The organism is Embleya sp. NPDC059237 (assembly GCF_042754105.1).
GTDB lineage: Bacteria > Actinomycetota > Actinomycetes > Streptomycetales > Streptomycetaceae > Embleya.
The window spans coordinates 66,230-87,659 of the sequence record NZ_JBHZAE010000013.1; the positions used below are offsets into that span (position 1 = coordinate 66,230).

Annotated in this window: 17 protein-coding genes and 1 pseudogene; 8 read left to right on the top strand and 10 right to left on the bottom strand. The window is 70.6% G+C overall.

All coding sequences use genetic code 11. The features are described from left to right. Positions 1-507 precede the first annotated feature (507 nt). The gene (locus ACFXKZ_RS34125) at positions 508-2,706 is read left to right on the top strand and encodes an MMPL family transporter (RefSeq protein WP_380005699.1); all 2,199 of its coding nucleotides are present in this window, start codon (positions 508-510) and stop codon (positions 2,704-2,706) included. Between the two features lie 685 nt (positions 2,707-3,391). Here ACFXKZ_RS34125 and ACFXKZ_RS34130 read toward each other — a convergent pair. Genes ACFXKZ_RS34130 through ACFXKZ_RS34145 form a run of 4 tightly spaced genes read right to left on the bottom strand, consistent with a single transcriptional unit; the run spans position 3,392 to position 6,997 of the window. Continuing rightward, positions 3,392-4,588, bottom strand: a complete 1,197-nt coding sequence (locus ACFXKZ_RS34130) for an ABC transporter permease (RefSeq protein WP_380005701.1) — start codon at positions 4,586-4,588, stop codon at positions 3,392-3,394. After that, the gene (locus tag ACFXKZ_RS34135; protein ID WP_380005703.1) at positions 4,585-5,313 is read right to left on the bottom strand and encodes an ABC transporter ATP-binding protein; all 729 of its coding nucleotides are present in this window, start codon (positions 5,311-5,313) and stop codon (positions 4,585-4,587) included. Before ACFXKZ_RS34135 ends, ACFXKZ_RS34130 begins: the two co-directional genes overlap by 4 nt. Then, positions 5,310-6,458 (bottom strand): peptidoglycan-binding protein, encoded by a 1,149-nt coding sequence (locus ACFXKZ_RS34140; protein ID WP_380005705.1) that lies wholly within the window; start codon positions 6,456-6,458, stop codon positions 5,310-5,312. The genes ACFXKZ_RS34135 and ACFXKZ_RS34140 overlap by 4 nt, the downstream gene beginning before the upstream one ends. After that, entirely contained in the window at positions 6,455-6,997 is a 543-nt protein-coding gene (locus ACFXKZ_RS34145; RefSeq protein ID WP_380005707.1) for a hypothetical protein, read from the bottom strand. The genes ACFXKZ_RS34140 and ACFXKZ_RS34145 overlap by 4 nt, the downstream gene beginning before the upstream one ends. 163 nt (positions 6,998-7,160) lie before the next feature. Between ACFXKZ_RS34145 and ACFXKZ_RS34150 the strand changes: the two genes are divergently transcribed. The 5 genes from ACFXKZ_RS34150 (at position 7,161) to ACFXKZ_RS34170 (ending at position 12,805) form a co-directional block, all read left to right on the top strand. Continuing rightward, positions 7,161-7,817 carry a response regulator transcription factor gene (locus ACFXKZ_RS34150; RefSeq protein ID WP_380005709.1) on the top strand — a complete coding sequence of 219 codons (657 nt, stop codon included), beginning with the start codon at positions 7,161-7,163 and terminating at the stop codon, positions 7,815-7,817. Further along, a complete protein-coding gene (locus ACFXKZ_RS34155) occupies positions 7,814-9,043 on the top strand; it encodes a sensor histidine kinase (protein WP_380005711.1) in 1,230 nt (409 codons plus the stop codon). Before ACFXKZ_RS34150 ends, ACFXKZ_RS34155 begins: the two co-directional genes overlap by 4 nt. A 512-nt stretch (positions 9,044-9,555) precedes the next feature. Then, entirely contained in the window at positions 9,556-9,780 is a 225-nt protein-coding gene (locus tag ACFXKZ_RS34160) for a hypothetical protein (protein ID WP_380005713.1), read from the top strand. Between the two features lie 676 nt (positions 9,781-10,456). Next, positions 10,457-10,876 (top strand): hypothetical protein, encoded by a 420-nt coding sequence (locus ACFXKZ_RS34165; RefSeq protein WP_380005715.1) that lies wholly within the window; start codon positions 10,457-10,459, stop codon positions 10,874-10,876. A gap of 12 nt (positions 10,877-10,888) precedes the next feature. Continuing rightward, positions 10,889-12,805, top strand: a complete 1,917-nt coding sequence (locus ACFXKZ_RS34170) for a WD40 repeat domain-containing serine/threonine protein kinase (RefSeq protein ID WP_380005717.1) — start codon at positions 10,889-10,891, stop codon at positions 12,803-12,805. Positions 12,806-14,332: 1,527 nt separating this feature from the next. Here the strand turns inward: ACFXKZ_RS34170 and ACFXKZ_RS34175 are convergent. After that, positions 14,333-14,914, bottom strand: coding sequence for a TetR/AcrR family transcriptional regulator (locus ACFXKZ_RS34175; RefSeq protein ID WP_380005719.1), 582 nt, complete (start codon positions 14,912-14,914; stop codon positions 14,333-14,335). 86 nt (positions 14,915-15,000) lie between these two features. Here ACFXKZ_RS34175 and ACFXKZ_RS34180 point away from each other — a divergent pair, with 86 nt between their 5' ends. Next, positions 15,001-16,017, top strand: coding sequence for a saccharopine dehydrogenase (locus ACFXKZ_RS34180; protein WP_380005721.1), 1,017 nt, complete (start codon positions 15,001-15,003; stop codon positions 16,015-16,017). 52 nt (positions 16,018-16,069) lie between these two features. On the opposite strand, the pseudogene ACFXKZ_RS34185 reads toward ACFXKZ_RS34180, so the two are convergent. The 3 genes and pseudogenes from ACFXKZ_RS34185 to ACFXKZ_RS34195 form a co-directional block, all read right to left on the bottom strand. After that, positions 16,070-16,177: pseudogene (locus tag ACFXKZ_RS34185) on the bottom strand (DUF1330 domain-containing protein); the annotation flags it as partial. Between the two features lie 67 nt (positions 16,178-16,244). After that, positions 16,245-17,060: an SAM-dependent methyltransferase gene (locus ACFXKZ_RS34190; RefSeq protein ID WP_380005723.1), complete on the bottom strand. Its 816-nt coding sequence runs from the start codon at positions 17,058-17,060 to the stop codon at positions 16,245-16,247. Positions 17,061-17,259: 199 nt separating this feature from the next. Continuing rightward, the gene (locus ACFXKZ_RS34195; RefSeq protein WP_380005725.1) at positions 17,260-17,505 is read right to left on the bottom strand and encodes a hypothetical protein; all 246 of its coding nucleotides are present in this window, start codon (positions 17,503-17,505) and stop codon (positions 17,260-17,262) included. A 492-nt stretch (positions 17,506-17,997) separates the two neighbouring features. On the opposite strand from ACFXKZ_RS34195, the gene ACFXKZ_RS34200 reads away from it, so the two are divergent. Next, entirely contained in the window at positions 17,998-18,273 is a 276-nt protein-coding gene (locus ACFXKZ_RS34200; RefSeq protein WP_380005727.1) for a hypothetical protein, read from the top strand. A gap of 184 nt (positions 18,274-18,457) precedes the next feature. Here ACFXKZ_RS34200 and ACFXKZ_RS34205 read toward each other — a convergent pair whose 3' ends face one another. Together ACFXKZ_RS34205 and ACFXKZ_RS34210 are read right to left on the bottom strand one after the other, a co-directional pair. Next, positions 18,458-19,990, bottom strand: a complete 1,533-nt coding sequence (locus ACFXKZ_RS34205; protein WP_380005729.1) for a hypothetical protein — start codon at positions 19,988-19,990, stop codon at positions 18,458-18,460. A gap of 243 nt (positions 19,991-20,233) precedes the next feature. Continuing rightward, a complete protein-coding gene (locus ACFXKZ_RS34210; protein ID WP_380005731.1) occupies positions 20,234-21,340 on the bottom strand; it encodes a polynucleotide kinase in 1,107 nt (368 codons plus the stop codon). Positions 21,341-21,430 lie beyond the last annotated feature (90 nt).

Below are 21,430 nucleotides of genomic sequence, written 5' to 3' on the forward strand. Positions count from 1 at the left end.
GGACGGCCGCGGCGATGTCCGGGGCAGTGGTGCAGGGCCGGGTGGGAGGTCGAGGTCGGTGGCGTTCGAGGCGAACCAGGAGTACAGCTCGCCCGGGTCCACCCGGTACAGGCCGGGCAGGGGTTCCACGGTGAGGTGGGGTGCCTGGGCGTAGGCGCTGAGTGCGGCGGTTTCGATGTGGGCGCGGGCAGGAATTCGATCGTCGGTGTGCCGGGATGTCGTGTTCCGCCGCGACTGCCCACGCGGAGGTGGTCGGCCGCCCTCCGGGCGGGGACCGACTGCCGGGTCCACGCCGGCGCCGTCGATGCCCGACCGGTTCCTCGGTGTGGCGGACCCTCGGGTGGTCGGGGTTGTCGGCGCGTCGGCGGGTTTTGTTGTATCGAAGAGGACAATATAGGGCGGGATTATTGGTTTTTGTATGTCCTTGTGCGTCTTTGTGGTCGCGGGTCGCTGGGTGGTGCCTCGTGTGCCGGTTGCGTCCTGTCGGTAGGTGTGGAGGGAAGCGGCTTGTCCACCTATCTGTTCCGGCTGGGGAAATGGGCGTTTCGGCGTCGGCGGTGGGTCGTGGGATTCTGGCTCGCGGTCGCGGTGGCCGCCATCGTCCTGGCCATGGTCAGCGGTGGCCAGACCAACGACAGCTTCACCATCCCGGGTACCGAGTCGCAGCGGACGACGGACCTGTTGGAGCAGAAGTTGCCGGCGCTCGGCGGCGCGCAGACCCAGGTGGTGTTCGCCGTGAAGAGCCCGGCCAAGGTTACCGACCAGGGCCCTCGCGCCGGCATCGAGGCGGCCGTCGCGCAATTGCGGACCGTGCCGCAAGTGGCCTCCGTGTCGGACCCGTTCACCGATCAGGGGGTCGCGCCCGACCAGCAGGTCGCGTTGGGCTGGGTGCAGTACACGGCGCAGCCGGCGGACGTCGAGAATTCCACCCTGGACAAACTCGAGGATGCCGTGGCGCCGGCCAAGCAGGCCGGTGTCCAGGTCGAGTACTCGGGCAGTGTGTATCCGGGCTGGCGGATCACCCCCTCCGAACTGCCCGAGCTGATCGGGCTGGCGATCGCGCTGATCATCCTGCTGATCACCTTCGGCGCGGTGGTCGCCGCCGGCGTGCCGATCGTCAACGCGATCATCGGCGTGGTGATCGCGCTGATGGGGGTGACCGCGCTCGCGTCGGTGGTGGACATCGCGTCGGCGTCCACGACGGTGGCACTGATGCTCGGTCTGTCCTGCGGGATCGACTACGGGCTGTTCATCCTGTTCCGGCACCGCAACAACCTGATCGCCGGCATGACGCCGGAGGAGTCCGCATCGCTGGCCCTGGGCACCGCCGGGAGTTCGGTGGTCTTCGCCGGGCTCACCGTGATCATCGCCCTGTGCGGGCTGGCCGTCGTGGGCATCCCGTTCCTGACCCTGATGGGACTGTGCGCGGCGGCGGCGGTGTCGGTCGCGCTGCTGATCGCGCTCACCCTGCTGCCGGCGATCCTGGGCTTCGCCGGTCCCAAGGTCGCCAAGTTCATCGACACCCGGCTGCGGCCCGGGCACCACGAGGAGGTCGCGCGGATCACCGCGACCGAGCCGGCCCGGACGTTCGGCGCGACCTGGGCGCGCTTCGTGGTGCGTTTCCGGATCCCGGTCCTGGTCCTCGGCGTCGGCCTGTTGCTCGTGCTGGCGATCCCGGCGGCGAGCATGGACCTGGGGCTGCCCAGCGCCGCGTCGCAGCCCGAGTCCTCCACCCAGCGCAAGGCGTACGACCTGACCGCGGAGAGCTTCGGGCCCGGCTTCAACGGGCCCCTCCTGGTGGTCGCCGACGGCCCCGTCGACCAGAGCGGCGTGCAGACGTTGGTGAACGCGCTGCGGCAACAACCGGACGTCGCGGCGGCGGGTCCACTCGCCGTGACCAACGAGGTGGCCGTGGTGCGGGTGATCCCGACCACCGGACCCAACTCCGACACCACCGCCGACCTGGTGCACCACATCCGGGACAACCGCGCGGCGATCGAGAACGGCGTCGGCGCGCCGATCCTGGTCGGCGGCAGCACCGCGTCCAACATCGACGTGTCCACGAAACTCTCCGACGCGCTGCCGGTGTTCCTGCTGGTGGTGGTCGGGCTGGCCTTCGTGCTGCTGACCTTCGCGTTTCGGACCATCCTGGTGCCGATCAAGTCGATCCTCGGCTTCCTGCTGTCGATCGGCGCGGCCTTCGGCGCGGAGGTCGCGATGTTCCAGTGGGGCTGGGGCCAGGACATCTTCGACATCACCCCCACCGAGACGATCAGCTTCCTGCCGATCCTGATGCTCGCGATCATCTTCGGCCTGTCCAGCGACTACGAGGTGTTCGTCGTCTCGCGGATCAAGGAGGACTACACCACCACGGGCGATGCCCGAGGCGCGGTCGCGCGCGGCACCGGGTTGTCGGCGCGGGTGGTGACGGCGGCGGCGCTGATCATGTTCTCGATCTTCGTGGCGTTCATGTTCACCGACGACCCGACCATCAAGGTGATCGGCTTCAGCTTCGCGGTCGGTGTCTTCCTGGACGCCTTCGTGGTCCGGCTCACCCTGGTCCCGGCGACGATGGCGATCGTCCGGGCCAAACTCTGGTATCACCCGCAGTGGTTCGCGAAATACGTCCCCGACCCGGACATCGAGGGCAAACGCCTGGAGGAACGGCTGGCCGGCCCCGCGCCGACGGGCGGCGCGGGGCACTGATCCGGGTCGAAATCGGGGCGTCGGCGTGGGGCCTCGGGTGCCGGGTGGCCGGGACGGTGATGCCGGTGCACCGAAGGAGGTCGAGCGGTGGACCGGGCCGCCGTACCTGTACACGAGGGCCGGTGTCCCACCGCCGTTCGATTCGGCCGAACCGGCGTTTCGCGGCCGGGGGATGGAGTCCGGCCGGCGTTGTCGACGGGCGGTCCAGGACGTAGATGTCGCGGGTGGTGCGCGGGCATCGAGACGCGCCAGGAGGAGGCCGCCTTTGAGGACGAAGTGCTCGCGTCCCTCGGGCGCGAGACAGCGTGCGGTACGGGAAGCGTTTGGAGGGCGTGTACGACCACGACCTCGTCGGTCGACGCCCCGTGCGGCGCGCGGGGTTGCGCTGTCGGTGTGGACGCGTCCGGCGCGCGGGCGATCGACCCTCAGGCTGACGATCCTCGGCCTCCACCAACAAAGCACCACCCGACCGGCGTTGATCGTCACCGGACCCGCTGCGGCCGGGCAGGCCACGGCCCTGCCCCACGTCGGACGCGCCTGCCCCTCGCCCTGGACCGTTCCGGGTTCGGTGGAGACTCGCGTACCGACCCCGCCGGCTCGCCCTCTGCGCCGCGCCGGGAAAGGCCGCCCCGGGCGGCGCGTCGGCTCGTGGCCGGGGCGCCGACCGGGGGCGGCCGGTCTTAGGTCAGGCCGAGCGCAGTGCGTCGGTGGGGGAGGCTTTCGCGGCGCGCAGTGCGGGGTAGATCCCGGCGATCGCGGCGACGACGACCGACACCGCGGGGCCCACGACAAGCGTGTAAAGGGGGATGGCCGCGGCCCAGTCCTGGGCGAGCGCGTACCCGTAGACGGCCAGGCTGCCGAGGAGCAGTCCGCCCATCCCGCCGAGGAAGCCCATCAGTACGGCTTCCAGGAGGAACTGCATGGCGATCTGGCCGCCGCGGGCGCCGAGGGCGCGGCGCAGGCCGATCTCGCCGCGGCGTTCCATCACGCCCACGACCATGGTGTTGGCGATGCCGACGCCGCCCACGAGAAGTGCCACGCCGGCGAGGGCGAGGACGAGCCCGGTGAGGGTGTTCTCCGTTTCGGCGCGGGCCGCGAGGAGGTCGGAGGGTCGGCTGACCGCGACTGTGTTCGGGCTGGCGGGGTTGGCGGTGGCCGCGGCCACGGACTGTACCTGCGGGACGCGTTCGGAGTACGACCGCAGGTAGACGGTGGCGGCGGTGCCGTCCGCGCCGAGGTGGGCGACCGCCTGTGGCCAGCCGACCAGTGCGCTGGTGCTCAGTTCGGGGGCGAGTTCGTTGGGGGTGAGGATGCCGGCGACCTTGTACCACTGGCCGCCCAGCCACACCCGCTCACCAGGACCGGTCACGGCGAGGCGTTGTGCGGCCTGGTCGCCGAGGACGGTGATCGGGAGGTTCTCGCTCGCGGCGTCGAGCCAGTGCCCGCTGGTGAGGGTGGCGCGCAGCACGTCGAGCAGGTTCAGGCGGGCGGCCAGCACCGTGATGCTGCCGGTCTGTTGCTCGGGCACCAGGTCGTTGCGGTAGATGTTCGCCTTGGTGGCGCCGGTGGCGGTGACCTGTTGTACCGGGCCGATGGTCGCGAGCATCTTCTCGGCGGTGGGCGGCAGCGGTACCGGTTTCTGGTCGGAGCCTTTGCCGGGGGCGACGGTGATCAGGTTGGAGCCGAGTTGGTCCAGTCGTTCCAGCAGGTGTTGTTGGTTGGAGTTGGAGATGCCGGTGACCGCGACGACGGCCGCGATGCCCAGCGCGATGCCGAGCGCCGACAGCGCGGAGCGCATCTTGCGGGTACGCGGGCCGATCATGCCCAGGCGCAGCAGGTCGGTGGGGCGTAGTCGGGTGCGGCGGCGTGGTGTGCTGTTCACAGGCCGGCTCCGGTGGGCTGGGGGGTGCGTTCGTCGAAGTCGATGCGGCCGTCGTGGATGCCGATCCGGCGGGGGAAGGAGGCGGCGAGTTCGCGGTCGTGGGTGATCACGACGACGGTGGTGCCGTCGGCGTTGAGGGTGCGGAGGAGGTCGACGACGGCGGTGCCGGAGACGCTGTCGAGTGCGCCGGTGGGTTCGTCGGCGAGCAGGAGTGCGGGGCGGCCGACGAGTGCGCGGGCGATCGCGACGCGTTGTTTCTCGCCGCCGGAGAGTTGGTCGGGGTGGTGGTCGAGGCGGTGGCCGAGTCCGACGGAGCGTAGTGCGTCGGCGGCCCGCGCGCGTCGTTCGGAGAATCCCGCGCCGCTGTAGAGGAGTCCGGTGGCGACGTTCTCGACGGTGCTGAGTCCGGCGAGGAGGAAGAACTGTTGGAAGACGAAGCCGATGCGGTGGGCGCGTAGTGCGGCGAGTTCGGCGTCGGACAGGTTCGACACGTCGCGGCCTTCGAAGCGCAGCGTTCCGGCGGTGGGTCGGTCGAGCGAGCCCAGCAGTGCGAGCAGGGTGGATTTGCCGGAGCCGGAGGGGCCGACGACGGCGAGGAGTTCGCCGGCGTCGATGGTCAGGTTCAGGCCGTGCAGGATGCGCAGCGGGGGTGAGCCGGGGTATTCCTTGACGATGCCGGAGAGTTCCAGGACGGGGGTGGGGGTTTCGGGTGGGGTGGGTGTCATGTGGGGATCGCCACCTGTGCCCCGGGTTGCACGTCGCCGGTGATCTGGGCTTTGGCGTCGGCGATCAGGCCGAGTCGGACCTTGACGAGTCGGGTGGTGGGGCCGTCGGCGACGCGGATGCCGTAGCCGCCGCCGTCCAGTGCCAGGAGCGCGGTGACCGGGACGATGAGCGCGTTGTCGGCGGTGTCGCCGACGACGTTGACGGTGACCGGGGACGGCCCGGCCTGTTGGGTCTTGTCCTGGCTGTCCAGCACGATCGTGACGGTGGTCTTGGTGTTCGGGCCGTCTGCGGAGCCACCGGACTTGTCGTCGCCGGCGGGGCCTCGGGCCAGGGAGCGGATGCGGCCCTCGACGGCGGTGCCGTCGGAGAGCTTGACGCGGACCTTTCCGTCGGGCTTGAAGCGGGAGACCTGGTTGTCCGCGGGTTGGGCGGTGACGACGAGGTCGGTGCGGGTGACGGTCATGATGGAGTCGCTGCCCACGGCCGAGCCGAGCTTGGCGCCGAGTTGCTGTATGCGCACGGACTCCTGGGCCAGCATGACGATGCCGCCCAGGGGGACGGTGCCGGTCTCCTTGACGCCCAGCGACTTCTGCCAGCGTTTGACGGCGATGACGGTGGCGGTGGTGAACTTTTGGTCGGCGGACAGGTCCAGGCCCTTGGCGTGGCCGAGTTTGATCAGGTTCTTCTTGAGTTGCTCGACGTCGGGGCCGTTGGGGACGTCGGGGCCCAGGTCGCGCCACATCGGGCGGTCGCCGGTCATCAGCACCACCGGTTGGCCGTCGACCTCGTACAGCTTGCCGCCGGTCTTGACGATCGCGCCGACGGCGGGCAGTGCGGTGATGGTGCCCTTGCCGGACGCCACGATGGGGGTGGGCGCGTCGAACGCGAGCGAGCCGGTGAGTTGGATGCTGGTGGACAACGATCCGTGTTCCACCGGAACGAAATCGTGGCGGACAGCGGTCTGCTTCGTCGTTGCGTTGTCGTGGTCCCAGGGGTGGGCCACCACGGCGACGCCGCCGCCGGCCAGCACGGCTACCACCAGCAGCGGGACGACGACCCTGCCGCGCCTGCGCGTGCGGCCGGGTCCGCGGTCGTCGCCGACCGGGGTGGGGGTGGGGGTTTCGGCGGTGTGGGTCACGGTCATTCGCCGATCGAGTAGCCGGCCATCGGGAACCGCGCGTCGCACGCGCGCGAGGCCGCGTCCCACTTGGTGGGGTCGAACACGGCGCGCGGGACGGTGACGATGGCGGTCTTGGGGTCGGGGTCGGGCATGTCGGTGTAGCCGTTCTTGCGGGCGCACTCGACCCACTTGCGGGACATCTCGACGAACTTGGTGTTGTCGGCCTGCTTGGCCTGTTTGATGCCGGGGACCTTCTCGTCACACAGCTTGGTCGCGGTCTCGAAGCCCGGTTCCAGGCCGGTATCGGTCTTCGCGGCGGGGAAGGCGATGTTGCCGTCCTTGTCCTGCGTGACGCCGACCTGGCCCTGCTTGTGCATGCAGTCCACCCACGCCTTGCGGACCGCGTTGTCGTCCTGCGGCTCGGCCCGGCCGGCCCCCTCGTCCCCGGCGACCTTGGGGGCCGAGTCGTCGGAGGAACAGCCGGCCACGGTCAGGATCGTGCCCGCCGCGGCGGCGACCAGCCCGACTCGTAGCGACCTGCGGCGCAGGATGGAAGTACGCATTCTCGATCTCCCTTGTGAACGTGGGGTGACGTGCACAGTTCTACGGAGGCCGCGGTTAACCGGCCGTGACCGCGCGCCTAACCGGCTGCTAACACCACGCCGGGCAGGCTTGGCCCTCGGGCCCGTGCGGCACAGCGGCGGTGGAGTGAGCGGAGCGGGACACATGCGGGTGTTGATCGTGGAGGACGAGCGGGAGCTGGCGGCCATGCTCGCCGATGGGCTGCGCGGCGAGGGCATGGTCTGCGACGTGGCCCACGACGGCCTCGAAGCGCTCCAACGCACGGCCGCCGCCGACTACGACGTGGTGATCCTGGACCGGGACCTGCCCGCGCTCGGCGGCGACGCGGTGTGCCGGGCACTGGGCTCCACCGGATATCCGGCCAGAATCCTGATGCTCACCGCCGCCGACAGCCTCTCCGACGTCGTCGAGGGCCTCGGGCACGGCGCCGACGACTACATGGCCAAGCCGTTCTCCTACCTCGAACTCGTCGCCCGCCTGCGCGCCCTCGGACGTCGCTCCTCCGGGAACCGCGCCGCGGTCGTGATCGGCAGGCGCGGCGTCAGCCTGGATACCGCACGCCGCGCCGCCGAACGCGACGGTCGCCCACTGAACCTCACCCCCAAGGAACTGGGCGTCCTGGAACTGCTGTTGCTCGCCGACGGCGCGCCGGTGTCCACCGAGGAGCTCCGCGACCGGCTGTGGGACACCGCCGTCGACCCCGCGACCACCGCGGTCCGCGTGACGGTACACGCGCTGCGCCGCAAGCTCGGCGAACCACCGCTGATCGCGCACGACGCGGGCTACGGATACCGGCTGTGAGCCGGCCCGGACGCGCGTCCCGTCACCCGTTCCGTCTCCCGTCCCGCCTCGCCCCCGACCGGCTGCCGCTGCGCGGCCGGCTGACCCTGGTCACCATGACGGTGTTCGCGGTCCTGGGCTGCGGGATGCTCGCGCTGAACTGGCTCAGCGCGCGCCAGCTCATCCAAGCCAACCGCAGCCTCGTCACACCGGCCAGATCGCTCTCCCCCGCGACGCCGGCACCGGTCCTGGGCCGAACGCCGCCGCCGGACGGCACCGAGCAGGTTCCGACCACGCCCGCGCAAGGCTTCGGAGACTTTCGGGACACCATCCTCGGCGACCTGCTGACCCGCTCCGCGTTGCTGCTCGCCGCGTTCACCGCGCTCGCCGCACTGCTCGCCTGGTGGGCGAGCCGCCGCTCGCTGGCCCGCCTCCACCAGGTGACCGCAACCGCCCGCCGGATCAGCGCCGACCGCAGCATGGACGAACGCCTGGCCCTGGACGGCCCGTACGACGAGATCCGCGAACTCGGCGACACCTTCGACGCCATGCTCGACCGCCTCGACCGAAGCTTCACCGCTCAACGACGCTTCACCGCGCACGCCTCACACGAACTGCGCACTCCCTTGACCATCCAACGCACCGCATTGGAGATCCCGCTCGCCCAGGGCCGCGTCCCGCCCGATCTACGCCCCGCCGTACAACGCGCGCTGGACGCCAACGCCCGCACCGAACGCCTGATCGCCGCACTGCTGACCCTGGCCCGCGGCGAGAGCGGCACGCTCAACCTGCGTCCGGTCGATCTGGCGGACGCCGCCGGGGCCGCGGTTCGGGATCTCGCCGACGAGGCCCGCGCGGCCGAAGTCCGGGTCACCCTCGCCACGATGGCCGCCCCGGTCGAGGGTGACCCCGCGCTGCTGCGGCAGGTCGCGCTCAACCTGCTGGCCAACGCGGTACGTCACAACCACCGCGACGGCACGGTGACGGTGACCACCGGCTCGGTGGGCGACACCGCCTTCCTGGAGGTCGCCAACACCGGACCGGTCCTGAACCCGGAAGAGATCCCGGCCCTGTTCGCGCCGTTCCACCAGGGCCGCGAACGCGGCACCGGATTCGGCCTCGGACTCGCCGTGGTCGAGGCCATCACCGCCACCCACCGCGGCGAGATCACCGCCACCGCCCGCACTGGCGGCGGACTGACCGTACGCGTGCGACTGCCCTCCTCACACGGGCCGGTCCGGTCGTGACCGGCTCTGTGGTCCGCCTCGCTCCGAGGGAAAAGGGCCGTCACCGGGACCTGTCGGAAACCCTCCCGATCGGCCGCGACAACACCTACCACGGACCGTGACGCGTATCCGGCGCCCAAGGCGAACGGCAAGCTTCGTCGTCTGGGGATCGCCTTCGCGCCGGACACTCGAAGAGGACGAGCACAGCGAGCGAACGGCCTACCAACCCCCGCCCGTCGGCTACGCCGCGTCCATGGACGACGAGCGCCTGTTCGGCAGGATTTCCTACTCGCCACCCCTGTCGGCGGCGGTGTCCGCCGGGCTGGTAGCGCCTTTTCGGATCGTGGTGGCGGAGGTGACCGCCCCGAGGTCCAGGCCGCCGCCGCGGCCGGCGGGAGCCGGCTCAACCGGCTCTCGACGCGGCCGGCGGACGTCGAGGCGTATCGGGGGGCGCGGTTGGCCGCGCTGCAAACCGGGCTGTTGAAACTCGCGTGGGAGCACGACCTGCGCCGCGTGTTGACGTTCCATCGGACGTGGCTCGCGAACCGACGCGCGCAGGACCGGCGCGGCGAACTCGCCGCCGGGCGCAGCGCGGCGCCGGCGCGCTGGTCGACGGCGAGCCGGTGGTGTGGCAGCGGCACCTGACCCACGCGGCCGAGGCCGGGGCGGCGGTGGCGGTGGCGGTGCCGGACGGGCCTCGGCCGAAGCGGACGCGCGAGCGGGCGTGGGCGATCGCGGTGGGCGCGGCGGCGGCGTAGCGGGTCCGGGCGGGGGCCTGGAGGCGCCGCGCGCCCACGTGGAGACGGTGGTGGCATTCGACGGGCGGCCGGAGGACGTCAGGTTGGGGGTGTGGGTGAGGACGAGCAGGAGCAGGCGGGCGAAGCCGGCGGCCGAGCGGATCGCGGAGTTGGACACGTTGGGGATGCGCCGGCCGTGAGGCGGCCGGGCCGGCCGGTGAGTGGATTGGGGTTGCTCACGATGAACCCCATACACAGCCTGCGCATGTTCGAGGGTGCATATCGGCCCCCGACCGGCCCGAACACCCGCGTGGACCCCGTCGTTTCCAAGGACGACGGGGAAGGCGACGTCCCAGGCGACACCCCAGGCGACGGGCAATCGGTCCGGCGAGCCGGTGTCGATTTCCGTAGTCGCGTGCACGGGTGAGCTGGGTCTTCGCTGCCGGGTGCAGGGGACTGTGAATCCCCGGACAGTCCGAAGTCGCGTGCATTACGGTCGTTTTGGCCGTAGTCGCGTTCGCGGCGGGAGGTTCAGGGAGGACGGACGGGCCGGTGACCGAGCGCGGCGTGTTGACCGCGCCCGCCGACGTGTGGGCGACAGCGATGCGGCAGGCGGAGGTGATCCGGCCGCTCGCGGCGCGGGACACGGTGGGCCTGGTGGACGCGGACGCGGTATCTGACGTGGCAGCGTCGTTCGGTGGCGACGGTGTGCCGGGAGGTCGAGCGCCGGTGTCGGATCCGGGGTCTGCCGGTTCCGTCGCGGGGCGCGGCGGCGCGGCGGATCATCGGGCTGGATCCGGTCGCCGTGACGACGGCGCGGGAGGGCGGCGAGGCGGCGCGCCCGCTGCGGTCGGCGGGTGGCGAACCGCCGGTGGTCACCGGGTTGTTGGAGCAGGTCCAGGTCGACCACACGCCGGTGGATGTGATCGTGGTGGACGAGCGGCATCGGCTGCCGGTCGGTCGGCCGTATCCGACGGCGGCGATCGACGTGGCGAGCCGGTGCGTGGTGGGCTTGGTGGTGACGGCTGAAGCGCCGCGTGTGAGGGATGTTCCGCAGCGCGGGTCGTGTGTGCGTGGTTGGCTGAGCGGCCGGGACTGCGCGGTGGTGGCCACCTAGGGCGATAGGGCGATGCTTGTGCGGTTTGTGGCTGGTCGTTACGGGTTGGTGCGTTTCGTGGGTCGAGGGGGGATGGGTGAAGTCTGGGAGGCCCGTGACCAGTTGATCGGACGGCGGGTGGCGGTCAAACTGCTCCCACAGGACGGGCGCGGCACACCCGACTCCGCGTCGTCCTTCCGCGAAGCGCGCACGGCCGGGGCACTCAACCACCCCGGGGTGGTCACCGTGCACGACGTCGGTCAGGACGAGGCCGACGGGTCGCTGTTCCTGGTGATGGAGTACCTCGACGGGCGGGACCTGGCAAGCGTGTTGCGCACGGACGGCCCGCCGCCGGTCGCGACCGGGGTCGAGTGGGCCGCGCAGATCGCCGCCGCGCTCGCGCGCGCCCACGACGCCGGAATCGTCCACCGGGACCTGAAGCCCGCCAACCTGATGCTCACCGCCGAGGGGCGGATCAAGGTCCTCGACTTCGGCATCGCCCGGTTCGCGGAGTCGGCGGCGATGTCGAGCCAGGTGATGGGGACGCTCGCGTACATGGCGCCCGAACGGTTCGACGGGAACCCCGGCGACGCCCGCTCCGACCTGTACTCGTTCGGCTGTGTGCTGTACGAACTGTTCACCGGCCGGCTCCCGTTCGAGGTGGCCGGCCCGGTGCCGATCATGAACGCCCACCTCAACACCAAGCCCGGTCCGCCCGGGGAGCACCGGCCCGGCGTACCTCCGGCAATCGACGACCTGGTCCTCGCGCTGCTCGCCAAGAACCCGGACAGGCGCCCCGGCAACGCGCAGGAGGTTCTGGAACGCCTGCGTTCACCGTCCGGCGCCGCCACGACCGTTCCGCGCATTCCGCAGAGGCGCCGCCCCCTGTCACGGCGCGGGTTCGTCGTAGGAGCGCTCGGGGTGGCCGGCGCCACGGCGGCCGGCGGCGCCGCCTGGAGCCTCTGGCCGCAGGCGGGCACCACGAGCGATGCACTGACCGACGACGTCACCACCGGAATCGCGTTCAGCGGCGACGGCCGCACGCTGGTGTCGATTCATCTCGGCGTGGTCCGGCTCTGGGACGTGGACTCCAGAAAGCTGCTGGCCAAGGTTGAGGGAGACCACGGCGACGAAGCCCGGCCGGTGGTTCTCCCTGACGGCCGGCAGTTCGCCATCCCCGCCAGGAGCCGCGACCGGATCACCCTGTACGACATCCGCACCGGCAGCGTTGCGGACGCCGCCTACGGGATCTCCGACCACACGGACCTGTCGTCCTTCGCAGCCGACCCCGACATCTCGTGCCTGGCGGTCAGCCCGGACGGCGCGCTCATCGCCATCGGCACGGTCGTCGACGGGCCCGTGCTCGCGGACACCACCAGCCGCAAGGTCGTCGCCCACCTGGTTCCGCAAGAGCTCCCCGGCAACCGCGCGGTGCGCGGCGTGACCGAGCTGGCGTTCAGTCCGGACGGGAAGCGCCTTGCCGTCACGGGCAGCATGCCTCCTCGGGACAAGGACTGGATCACCATGCCGGAGTACGGCTGCGCGGTATGGGACGTCGCCGAACGCCGCCCGCTGCTCAAACTCACCCCGGAAATATCGTACGCGGTGGCGTACAACCCGGGCGGGGACACCGTCACCACCGCGGGGGAGACGGGCGTGCGGCTGTGGGACGCAGACACCGGCGCCCTCAAGGCAACGATCATCGGAGAGCGGACCAACGCAGTGGCCTACAGCCCGGACGGCAGGACACTGCTGACCGGAGGCCTGACCGGCGCACGACTGTGGGACGTCGCCACCCGCCGCGTCGACCGCACACTGTCCGCCAACGAGGTCCACCGAGTGGCGTTCAGCCCGGACGGCCAAGCCGTCGCGAGTGCCGCGTACGAATGCCGGCTGTGGCGGCTCGACGACGGTTCACGCGATGCCCGGTCGGCCGCGTCGCGAGCGTGAAGACCACACGCCAACCCGTGCGCAGCCGACTGTGGACATCCGTGCAGGCGACTGCGGAACCCGACAGTCGGGTCGGGGGGTTCGTGTTCGGTGGAGTGAGATTCGAAGTGAGATCGAGGGGGTGTCGGTGGAGGTGGCTGGGTCTGGTTGCCGGAGCCGAGACGGCTGAAGGCCCGGCGGAGCGCTTCCTGGTCGGCGTGTTCGCGGCCGGTGCGTTCGAGGGCGGTGTGGGTGTGGGCGGTCGGGCGGGCCCGGTTGCGGAAGTTGCCGTGGGCGCCGTGTTGGTCCGCGTATGCGATGTCGGCCGGGTCGGCGTCGGCCCGGATGGGGTGGTAGAGCGGGATGACGTCCTGGATCTCGTCGGGGGTGAGGCGGGTGAGGCGTTGCCGGATGAAGATCCCGGGGGACGGCATCGGCTGCTTGCGCAGGGTCTGGTGGCAGCCTTCTCCTCCCACGGGTCGTCCCGGAGGTAGCGGACGTATTCCAGCAGGGAGCCGCTGAGCCACTGTGCCTCGTCCAGGACGAGGGTGCGGGGTGGGTGGCGAGTTCGGTCTTGAGAACTTGGTCGAACTCGCTGGCGTAGCACGAGGGTTGGTCCGGGACTTCGAGGGCGGTGAACAGTTCCTGGCGCACCGTGCGGAGGGTGGGGCGGGCGTGGAAGGTGATGCGGCGGATGTCCTGGTCGGGTTCGAGTTCGCGCAGGCAACCGGTGACCGCCACCGTCTTGCCGAGGCCGGCTCCGCCGTGGATGCGGGTCATGGCGCGGGCGGCGATGGTGTCGGCGAGGTTCTCGCGCACGGTGAGCAGGGCGCGGGTGGTCACCAGACGTGCGTCGGGGAGGGCGACGTACTGGTCGGTGGGCGCGGGTGGCAGGCGGGGGTCATGGGGTGTCCTCTTGGGTGGGGCGGGTGCCGGGTCGCGGGTGCGGGCCTTGAGCGTGTCGGGGGTGGCCCGGTCGGCCGGGGGTGGCCCGGTCGGCCGGGGGCGGCGCGGGTGGGATCAGGTCGGGCAGGGCCGGTGCGGCCGGGTCGCCCTCGTGGTGTTGGGCCGGTTCTCGGTCACCCTCGTGGGCGGTGACGGCGTCCGGGCGGCGGGCGTTGGCGGGAAGCGTGGCGGGGGCGAAGCCGAGCTGTTCGGCGGCTTTGGCCTCGGTACGCAGGCGGCGACCGCCACACGCGCGCGGGTGACACCACCCGCTTCCCCCACCGCGAGCAGACGCCGCACCACCAGCGACCGCAAACACCGCCGTATCCGAGGAACCCGCGGCAGGACGTACCGAAACCGAAGAACGATCCCTCGCCATACCGGCAACCACACCCGCACCACCGGGCCCCGACACAGGAACGGGCAACACCATGACAGAACAACCCGCTTGGGCCGAGTACCCGACGTCAGTCGATAGTCACACCTGTAACAGTCGAAACGATCACGGTCATCCACACCCCGACCAGCAAACAAACACCCACACCACGCATCAACCCGACTGACGACCAACCCCGCCACCACGACGCACACTCACACGCCAGTTCACCCGGCCTCGAGTCCGCCCATGATCAGGCCGGTCAGCGCGCCTACCACTTGTTCCACCGAGGCCCGTCCGCGGTTCAGTTCGGTGGCGAGCGCCTCGGCCGCACCCAATACGCCGGCACAGCACAGCCGGAGGGCGTCGGGCTCGAGGTGTGTGTACGGCCGCAGCGCGGTGGCCATCAGGTCCGTGTAGTTGTCGGTCATCTCCTGTCCGCCCGTCTCCATGTCCGGATAGCCCTTCAGCGCCGCGGAAACGGCGTTGAGTTCCGGCATGTCGGTGGCGCAGGCGAAGTACGCGGCGCCGATGACGCGGGCGACCTCCTCGGCGACGGGCACTGCGTCCCGCAGTGCCCGGGTGACCGAGGCCCGGTGGCGTTCGTCGAGGCGCCGGTAGAGCGCGAGCAGCAGGCCGGGGCGGGTGCCGAAGTGGTCGTACACGATCGGCCTGCTGACGCCCGCGGCCTCGGCGAGGGTGACCAGCGTGAGCCCGTCGGCGCCCCGGGTGCGCACGATCGCCGCGGCGGTGTCGAGCAACTGTTCCCGCCTGGCCTGCTTGGACAGGCGGGTCGGTGTGGTCCCCATGGTCCTCCCTTGCTGTCTCCTCCCAGGCTATGCTACAAAACGTAGGTTACAAAATGTAGGTTAGCCGCTGCAAAAGGAGACTCACCATGGGACGGCCCGACTCGGTTCTGATCCTGGGCGGTTCGGGGCAGGCAGGCGCGGGCGCCGCCGCCGTGCTGCGCCGATGGCACCCGGAACTGCCCCTGTCGATCGCGGGCCGCGACCTCGGCCGCGCGCGGCGGGTCGCCGACGAACTCGGCGCGGCCACGGCCGTGACCGTCGACCTGCGACGCGGGGATCTGGGTCTGCCGACCGACGGAGGATATCTGGCGGTCGTCGCCGCGCTGTGGGACAACCGATTGCAGGGGCTGCGGTTCGCGCAGGAGCGCGGGTTGCCCTACCTGAGCATCTCCAGCGGCCTGGTGGACATCGCACCGGAGATCGTTGCGAGCGCCCAACGGCCGGGCGGTACACCGGTTTTGGTAGCGAGTCACTTCTGCGCGGGAATCGGTGTTCTGGCGACGCTGTACGCCACCAGGGAGTTCGAACGGATCGACACGATCCGGATCGGTGCCGTCCTGGACGAATCGGACGCCGGCGGCCCCGCGGGGCTGGCGGATCTGGAGCGATGGGCCATCGCCACCTCGGCCGGACTGGTACGCCGTGACGGCGTGTTCACGTGGGTGGCCGAACCCGATGCACGGACGGATGTACCGGGTACCGACGGGATCCTCGTGCCCGGCCAGAGCATTGCCATCCTCGACGTGCCGAGTCTCGCCCTGGCGACGGGAGCGCCGAACGTCCGCTTCGACCTCGCCATCGGCGAGTCCGCGCGTCGGCGACGCGGCGGCCCCGCCTCCGTCGAGGTCCGGATCGACGTCGAGGGAACCGGCCCAGGAGGGCAACCGCGCAGCCTGCACCGCTACCTCGTCCATCCGGAAGGGCAGCGGCCGCTGACCGCACTGGGCATCGCCCTCGGTGTCGAGCGACTGCTCGGGCTGCGCGGCGAAGCCGTAGTACCGCCGGGCGTCCACACCCCCGAGGCGCTGCTCGACGCGTCCTACGCGGCCGAGCGTTTGGAGGAGATCGGCGCCGAGTTCGTCGACGCGCCCGGCGACGAATGAACGCCTGCCACCGCAGTGACGGATGCTCGGCGATGGCTGGTCCCGCCGGTCGGTCGATGCCTTCGATGATGCGGAAGTCGCGTTCACAGCCGTCAGGGAGGGCCGCCGGCGCCTCCCGGTATGCCTCGCTCTCGTATGCCGCGACGGCCTGACGGATCGCGGTCACCGCGATACCGGAAACCTACCAAGCCCGGCGCGCTCGGCCTTCTCTGCCGGGTTGGCGCCGTTCAGGTTCTTCTGGCCATTCCGCCCGAGATCAGGATGTGGGACGTTTCCAGATCCTGCGGGGCGATGGGGCTGGTGGGGCGCCACAGCGCGGTGGAGACCACTCCGGGATGGACCATCTCCATACCGTCGAAGTACCTTTCGATCTCCTGTTGTGTTCGGAAGCGTCCGCTTCCCAGGCTCTCCTGCATGACTGCTTCCAGGCGGTCGATGCGTGCATCCCCCGGACGTCTGAGGAAGTGGGACAGGAACAGGTAACTGCCGGGTGTCATGAGGGATTTGTACTTCTCGACGAGTGAGTCGGGGTGTTCCTCGTCGCCGAGGTGGTGGACGACGGAGAGCATCAACCAGGCCACAGGTTTCGAGAGGTCGATGAGCTTCGTGAACTCCGGTGCGGAGACAACGTCTTCCGGCGAGCGGAAGTCGGCCCGGACGACCGCGGTGCGTGGATGGTCGGCCAGGATGGCCCGTCCGTGGGCCAGGACGATGGGATCGTGGTCGACGTAGACAACCGAGCACCGGGGGTCGATCGTGTGGGCCACCTGGTGGGTGTTGTCGGCGGTGGGCAGTCCGGACCCCAGATCCACGAATTGCATGACCCCGGTCCCGGCCAGGAATCGCACTCCTCGCGCCAGGAACTCGCGGTGGATCGGGGCCGTGCGCGCGGCGTCCGGGGCGATGGCCAGGAGACGATTCCCCACCTCCCGATCCGAGGCGAAGTTGTCCTTGCCCCCCAGGAGATAGTCGTACACCCGGGCCACGCTCGGTACGGCGACGTCGATCTCGGAACTCCCCGCCGCTTTTGCCTGGTTCGCCATCCATGGCCCCCGGACGATCGAGTGACATGCGCCGTGCACGGTCCGAACAACGTCCTACGGACGTTGCCCAACCGTCGGAAAGTTATCAGACGATCACGCAAATTACGGCGGGTCGAGCGCAACGCGCGCAGCAGCCCCTTCGTGCGTCACGGGCACGCCGCAGGCGACGTTTACGTGTCTGCTCGGCGGAAGACGCCGATCAATTCCCGTTGTCGAGCAGCCCGAATCCGTCGGGGAACCGCTCGATGAACTCGCGACGAGCCGGATCAGGGTCCGCATCGGCGATCGCAGCGATCACATCGAGCAATTCTGCTCGCTGATCCGCGGACAGTCGGCCGAGCAGGTGTCCCACGCCTTCCAACAGTTCCACGGCATCGTCCGGATCCATGCATTCGTCGTCACTGCCCTCCACGAAGCGAACAACGTCGATCAGCGCCTCGGTCAAGGCGCGCGTCAGGGACGGGTACGGGGGCATTCGATCGACTCCATCAGTGGGAAGGACAGCGCTTCCTGTCGGCGTGGCCGAACGTCGCTGCACCACAAACGCCGACGCCGCCGGCCGGCGCTGGTCACGGAGTGTCGGCGCACAGCGTCACGTGACGCAGCGTCGTGTAGGCGAAACAGCCATGCCATGGGTCCACCATCGAGACCGGGCGGGCGAACTGCACATAGGAAGAGTCCCCATCCAGCACTCCTCTGAGGATTTCGCCTTCTTCGCCTCCGGCCCGCTGAGCGGTGCGGGTGCAGGCCATCAGTGCGGCGCCGACCGCCGGGTGGGACGGGCCGTGGGAATCGGCGGGCCAGTCGATGGGTCGTACCCCCTTCGGTCCCAGCCAGGCGGCCAGGACGTCCGCCTTGCGTGAAGTGGCCGGCGAGCTCGGCCGCAGCCGATCCCTCGTCGGAGGACCGGCTGCCCTCCCCGCTCCAGGAGCAGGGCGTGCGCAGGCCCCAGGCCGTAGAACACCTCGCTCAGTCGCCGATCGATCCCGCCTCCGGCATGGATGTCGACGTCGAGGATGCTCTGGTGCTCCGGGCTCAGGAACAGTTCCCGGAACCCGCGCAGCTTGTAGCCGCTGTGCGAGCACGATCCCTCGGGCCGCTCCGACTGTATCTGGGCCCCGGCCAAGCTGATTCCGTCCCTCTGCGTGGCCACTTCACAGAAATGATGTTGTCGGTGATCTTCACTGGTGAAAGTGAAATTGCCGTTGATTGACGGTCATCGGCCTGAGTTCCTTGCTGTTTTGGCCTGGGGTTCGGCCAACCGGAGGGTGGACAGCGATCGCGACGGGTTCTTGGTCCGGACGGGAGATCCCGGCGGCGCGGATTCGCACGGGTAGGCGATCCCCGTGGTATGGCAGGGTACGAGAACGGGAAGCTACAGGAATCCGCTCCTGTGTTCAGCTGATCTCGTGAGGCTCTTCCTCGCCGCCGGCGGCGGTGTAGACGTCCTCGTTCTGGATGCCCGCCAGGTGGTTTGTCGCGGAGGGCTCGGCAGCTGCGGGCGGCTCCGGAGACCTTGTGACGAGGACGATCCGAACCCCGTCCCTCGAGGTGGCTGCGCCGGCGGGGCGGGGACCGGGGGTCGGGGCCGGCGACGCGAGGCCCCTGCCGGGCGGCCGCGCGTTGGGAGGCGCAACGGGAGGGGTGCTCGGTGGGCGGTGTCCGGGTTGCGGTGGCGGGGCCTTCGGGTCGCGCTCCGAAGCGGTGGGTCGTGCTTCGGCGGCCGGAGTCCAGCGGACCGGCGCGGTATCGACGGGCTCGTCCTCGGTGGTGGGCGGGAACGGGCGCGGCGGCGGGGGTGGTTCCGCCGGTGCGGGTGGTACGACGCCCAGGGCGGGCCAGGTGTCGCGGACCTCGTCCAGGAAGGCGCGGTGGTCGGTGCCGTGTGCGTACGCGGCCGCGTGCAGGGCGTCGAGGGCGGCCCGCAGGGAGTCCGGGTCGGCGGCACCGAGCAACGCCGGTAGGGCGCACGCCTGTTGGAGCGCGTTGTGGGTGGTGCCGTCCGGGAGGGTGATCGTGGTGTGTGGCACGTTCGGGTCCTCGAACAGGCGCCGCCACAGTTCGGCCGGGTCGTCGAACGGCGCGGGCAGCGGCGTACCCGCGTCGAGTGCCGCCAACGCGGGGGCGATCCAGTCGACGTCGGCGAGTCCCGCCAGGGCATAGGCGCGATGTGCCGCCCAGCGGGCGATCGCGCGTTGTGTCCCGTCGTCGACGCGCGCGATCGCGTGGACCAGGTGCACGTCGAGCATGCGCATCCCGTGTACGTTCCCGCTCACCCGCCGCAACCGCTCGGTCGGCAACCGGCCCGCCCACTGGCGCAGTTCGTACTCCCGGACACGCTCCGCACTCTCGCGGGCCGGTTCCTCGCGGGCCGCGCGCGCTGCCGCGGCCCGCTCGTCGGGCGTCGGCGGTGGTGGCCGGTCCCGGGCGATCCTGTTCCAGTAGGCCGCCTGGTCGCTGGTCTGCCTGATCACGCGGTCCGGTTCCGCGGGCGCCGGCCAGAACTGCAGGAGGTAGTGGTCGACCGGCTGTTCGCCCGTGAAGACCACGCCGTGGGCGTTGGCCTCGTCCATCCCCGTCGCGCAGTAGCGCACGCGATGGTCGACCGGGTCGAGTTCGAACTCGCACGCGTCCGCGTCGCCCCACTGCGCGAGCCGCACGGTGCGGGTCTGCGGGGTGAACGGTGCCTCGACCACGTCCTCCCACCGCCCGTCGACCGCGGGTGGGCCGTCGTGGACCTCGATGGTCAGCCCTACGCTGCCGGTGTGCATACCGGTGGTCAGGAACAGATACCCCTCCACGGCGGCGCCGCACAGGCCGTTGATCTGCCCCGCCCGATGGTCCTCCTCGATCGCCGACCACTGTGCGCGGCTGTCGATGTACATCTGCATGTACGCCACGTGCACCGAACCCTCGAACACCGTCCGCACGAACACTCCCCCTATACGTCACCCGTCGTGTGTCCCCGACCCGGGCCTCCGAGCGTCATGCTGCCGGATGGCACGGACAACACGAGCACGGCGTCCGTCACCGCATGACCGCCCGCAACCGCGTCCGGCGCGCCCGCCGCAACCTGTCCTCCCCACTGGGCCCCACCTACCTGGGCGTGGCGAAGGCTGCTTGTTGCTGCGGAAGCGGAGCGCACGGGTCGGGTCGGGTCAGGTCAGGTCGGGTCAGGCCTCGTCGTCGAGCCGGAATGTGTCCGTTGGGTCCGGCTTGACGGTCCGCCAGATCGGCAGGTCGATGGGTCGCCCATCGCGGAGTTGGAACATCCCGGCCCCGATCCGCGCGTCCGGGTGCGCGGAGGCCGCGCGGGCGAAGGCGGCGCGGTCGTCAAAGAGATGGGACGCGTCCGCGAACGCCGCCCGAGTGGCCGCCTCGATGGCGGTGACCTCCGCCTCGGCGCAGGTAAGCGCATAGGCGACGTGGCGCGGGTCGCGGTCGGCGAAGCGCTGCATGCCGAGGTAGCGCCAGATGTCCCGTTCGGTCACCCCGGTCAGGATCTGATGCAGCCGTACGTATTCGGCGAACTTGAGCTTGACTCGCCGGCCCGAGGTGTGACGCAGCACCCAGCCCTCGGCCGTCGTCCCGGTGATGGCCGTGCCGTCCGGCAGGCGGTTCTCGGCGGCAGCGCGGGCCAGTTCGGCGAGTGAGGCGACGGGCCGGGAACGAACCACGCGCCCGCCGAGGGCGATCCAGTCGTCCGTGTGCGCGGCGAGGGGTTGTTCGGTGTCGTCGGGGCCGAGTACGGCGAGCAGGACGAGGGTGCGCTCGGAGCCGTTGTCGACCACGATGCGGTTGTCGGGATGGATGATCTCGGTGACGTAGCCCAGCGCCGGCTCGAGCGCGTCGGTGTCCCGCTCGTCCAGCCACTCCTGGGCCCATGCGGCCTGCCGGGAGACGAACGCCCCCTTGGACGCGGCTCGCCAACGGCCGGCGTAGTGGAACACCTGGCCCAGCGAGCCGTCCTCCTTGTCGAACGCCTCGAATCCGTCGTCAGGCAGCGCGGGGGCGTAGGCCGCGCCGAGGTCGTGTTCCGCGAGGCCGAAGAACTTCGGCAGACAGGGCCCGATGATCCGATCGGTGCCATCCTCCACGATCAGTCCGCGGCAGCGCAGCGTCACCGGTGTCCATCGCCGCTCGAACACGCAGGTCCGGGTGTAGGTGTAGATCGACAACGGCAGTTGCGGATGCCGCCGACGTGCCACCAGACCATGTTCGACTGCATCCGTCAGGTCGTCGGGATGGAACAGGGCACTCACGGTGGCGGGTTCACTCATGCGGCGGCAGCGTAGCCGGAACCCACAAGTGACTTCGCCGGATTTTCCCGCCCTCGCGTCCGACGCTCGGGAAGCCCCGCCGAACTACGG

What these genes read in the sequence shown, in the direction of transcription:
- ACFXKZ_RS34135 (WP_380005703.1), bottom strand. Translation starts at nt 5,313, where the DNA reads ATGACACCCACCCCACCCGAAACCCCCACCCCCGTCCTGGAACTCTCC.
- ACFXKZ_RS34140 (WP_380005705.1), bottom strand. Translation starts at nt 6,458, where the DNA reads ATGACCGTGACCCACACCGCCGAAACCCCCACCCCCACCCCGGTCGGC.
- ACFXKZ_RS34145 (WP_380005707.1), bottom strand. Translation starts at nt 6,997, where the DNA reads ATGCGTACTTCCATCCTGCGCCGCAGGTCGCTACGAGTCGGGCTGGTC.
- ACFXKZ_RS34150 (WP_380005709.1), top strand. Translation starts at nt 7,161, where the DNA reads ATGCGGGTGTTGATCGTGGAGGACGAGCGGGAGCTGGCGGCCATGCTC.
- ACFXKZ_RS34170 (WP_380005717.1), top strand. Translation starts at nt 10,889, where the DNA reads ATGCTTGTGCGGTTTGTGGCTGGTCGTTACGGGTTGGTGCGTTTCGTG.
- ACFXKZ_RS34175 (WP_380005719.1), bottom strand. Translation starts at nt 14,914, where the DNA reads ATGGGGACCACACCGACCCGCCTGTCCAAGCAGGCCAGGCGGGAACAG.
- ACFXKZ_RS34180 (WP_380005721.1), top strand. Translation starts at nt 15,001, where the DNA reads ATGGGACGGCCCGACTCGGTTCTGATCCTGGGCGGTTCGGGGCAGGCA.
- ACFXKZ_RS34190 (WP_380005723.1), bottom strand. Translation starts at nt 17,060, where the DNA reads ATGGCGAACCAGGCAAAAGCGGCGGGGAGTTCCGAGATCGACGTCGCC.
- ACFXKZ_RS34210 (WP_380005731.1), bottom strand. Translation starts at nt 21,340, where the DNA reads ATGAGTGAACCCGCCACCGTGAGTGCCCTGTTCCATCCCGACGACCTG.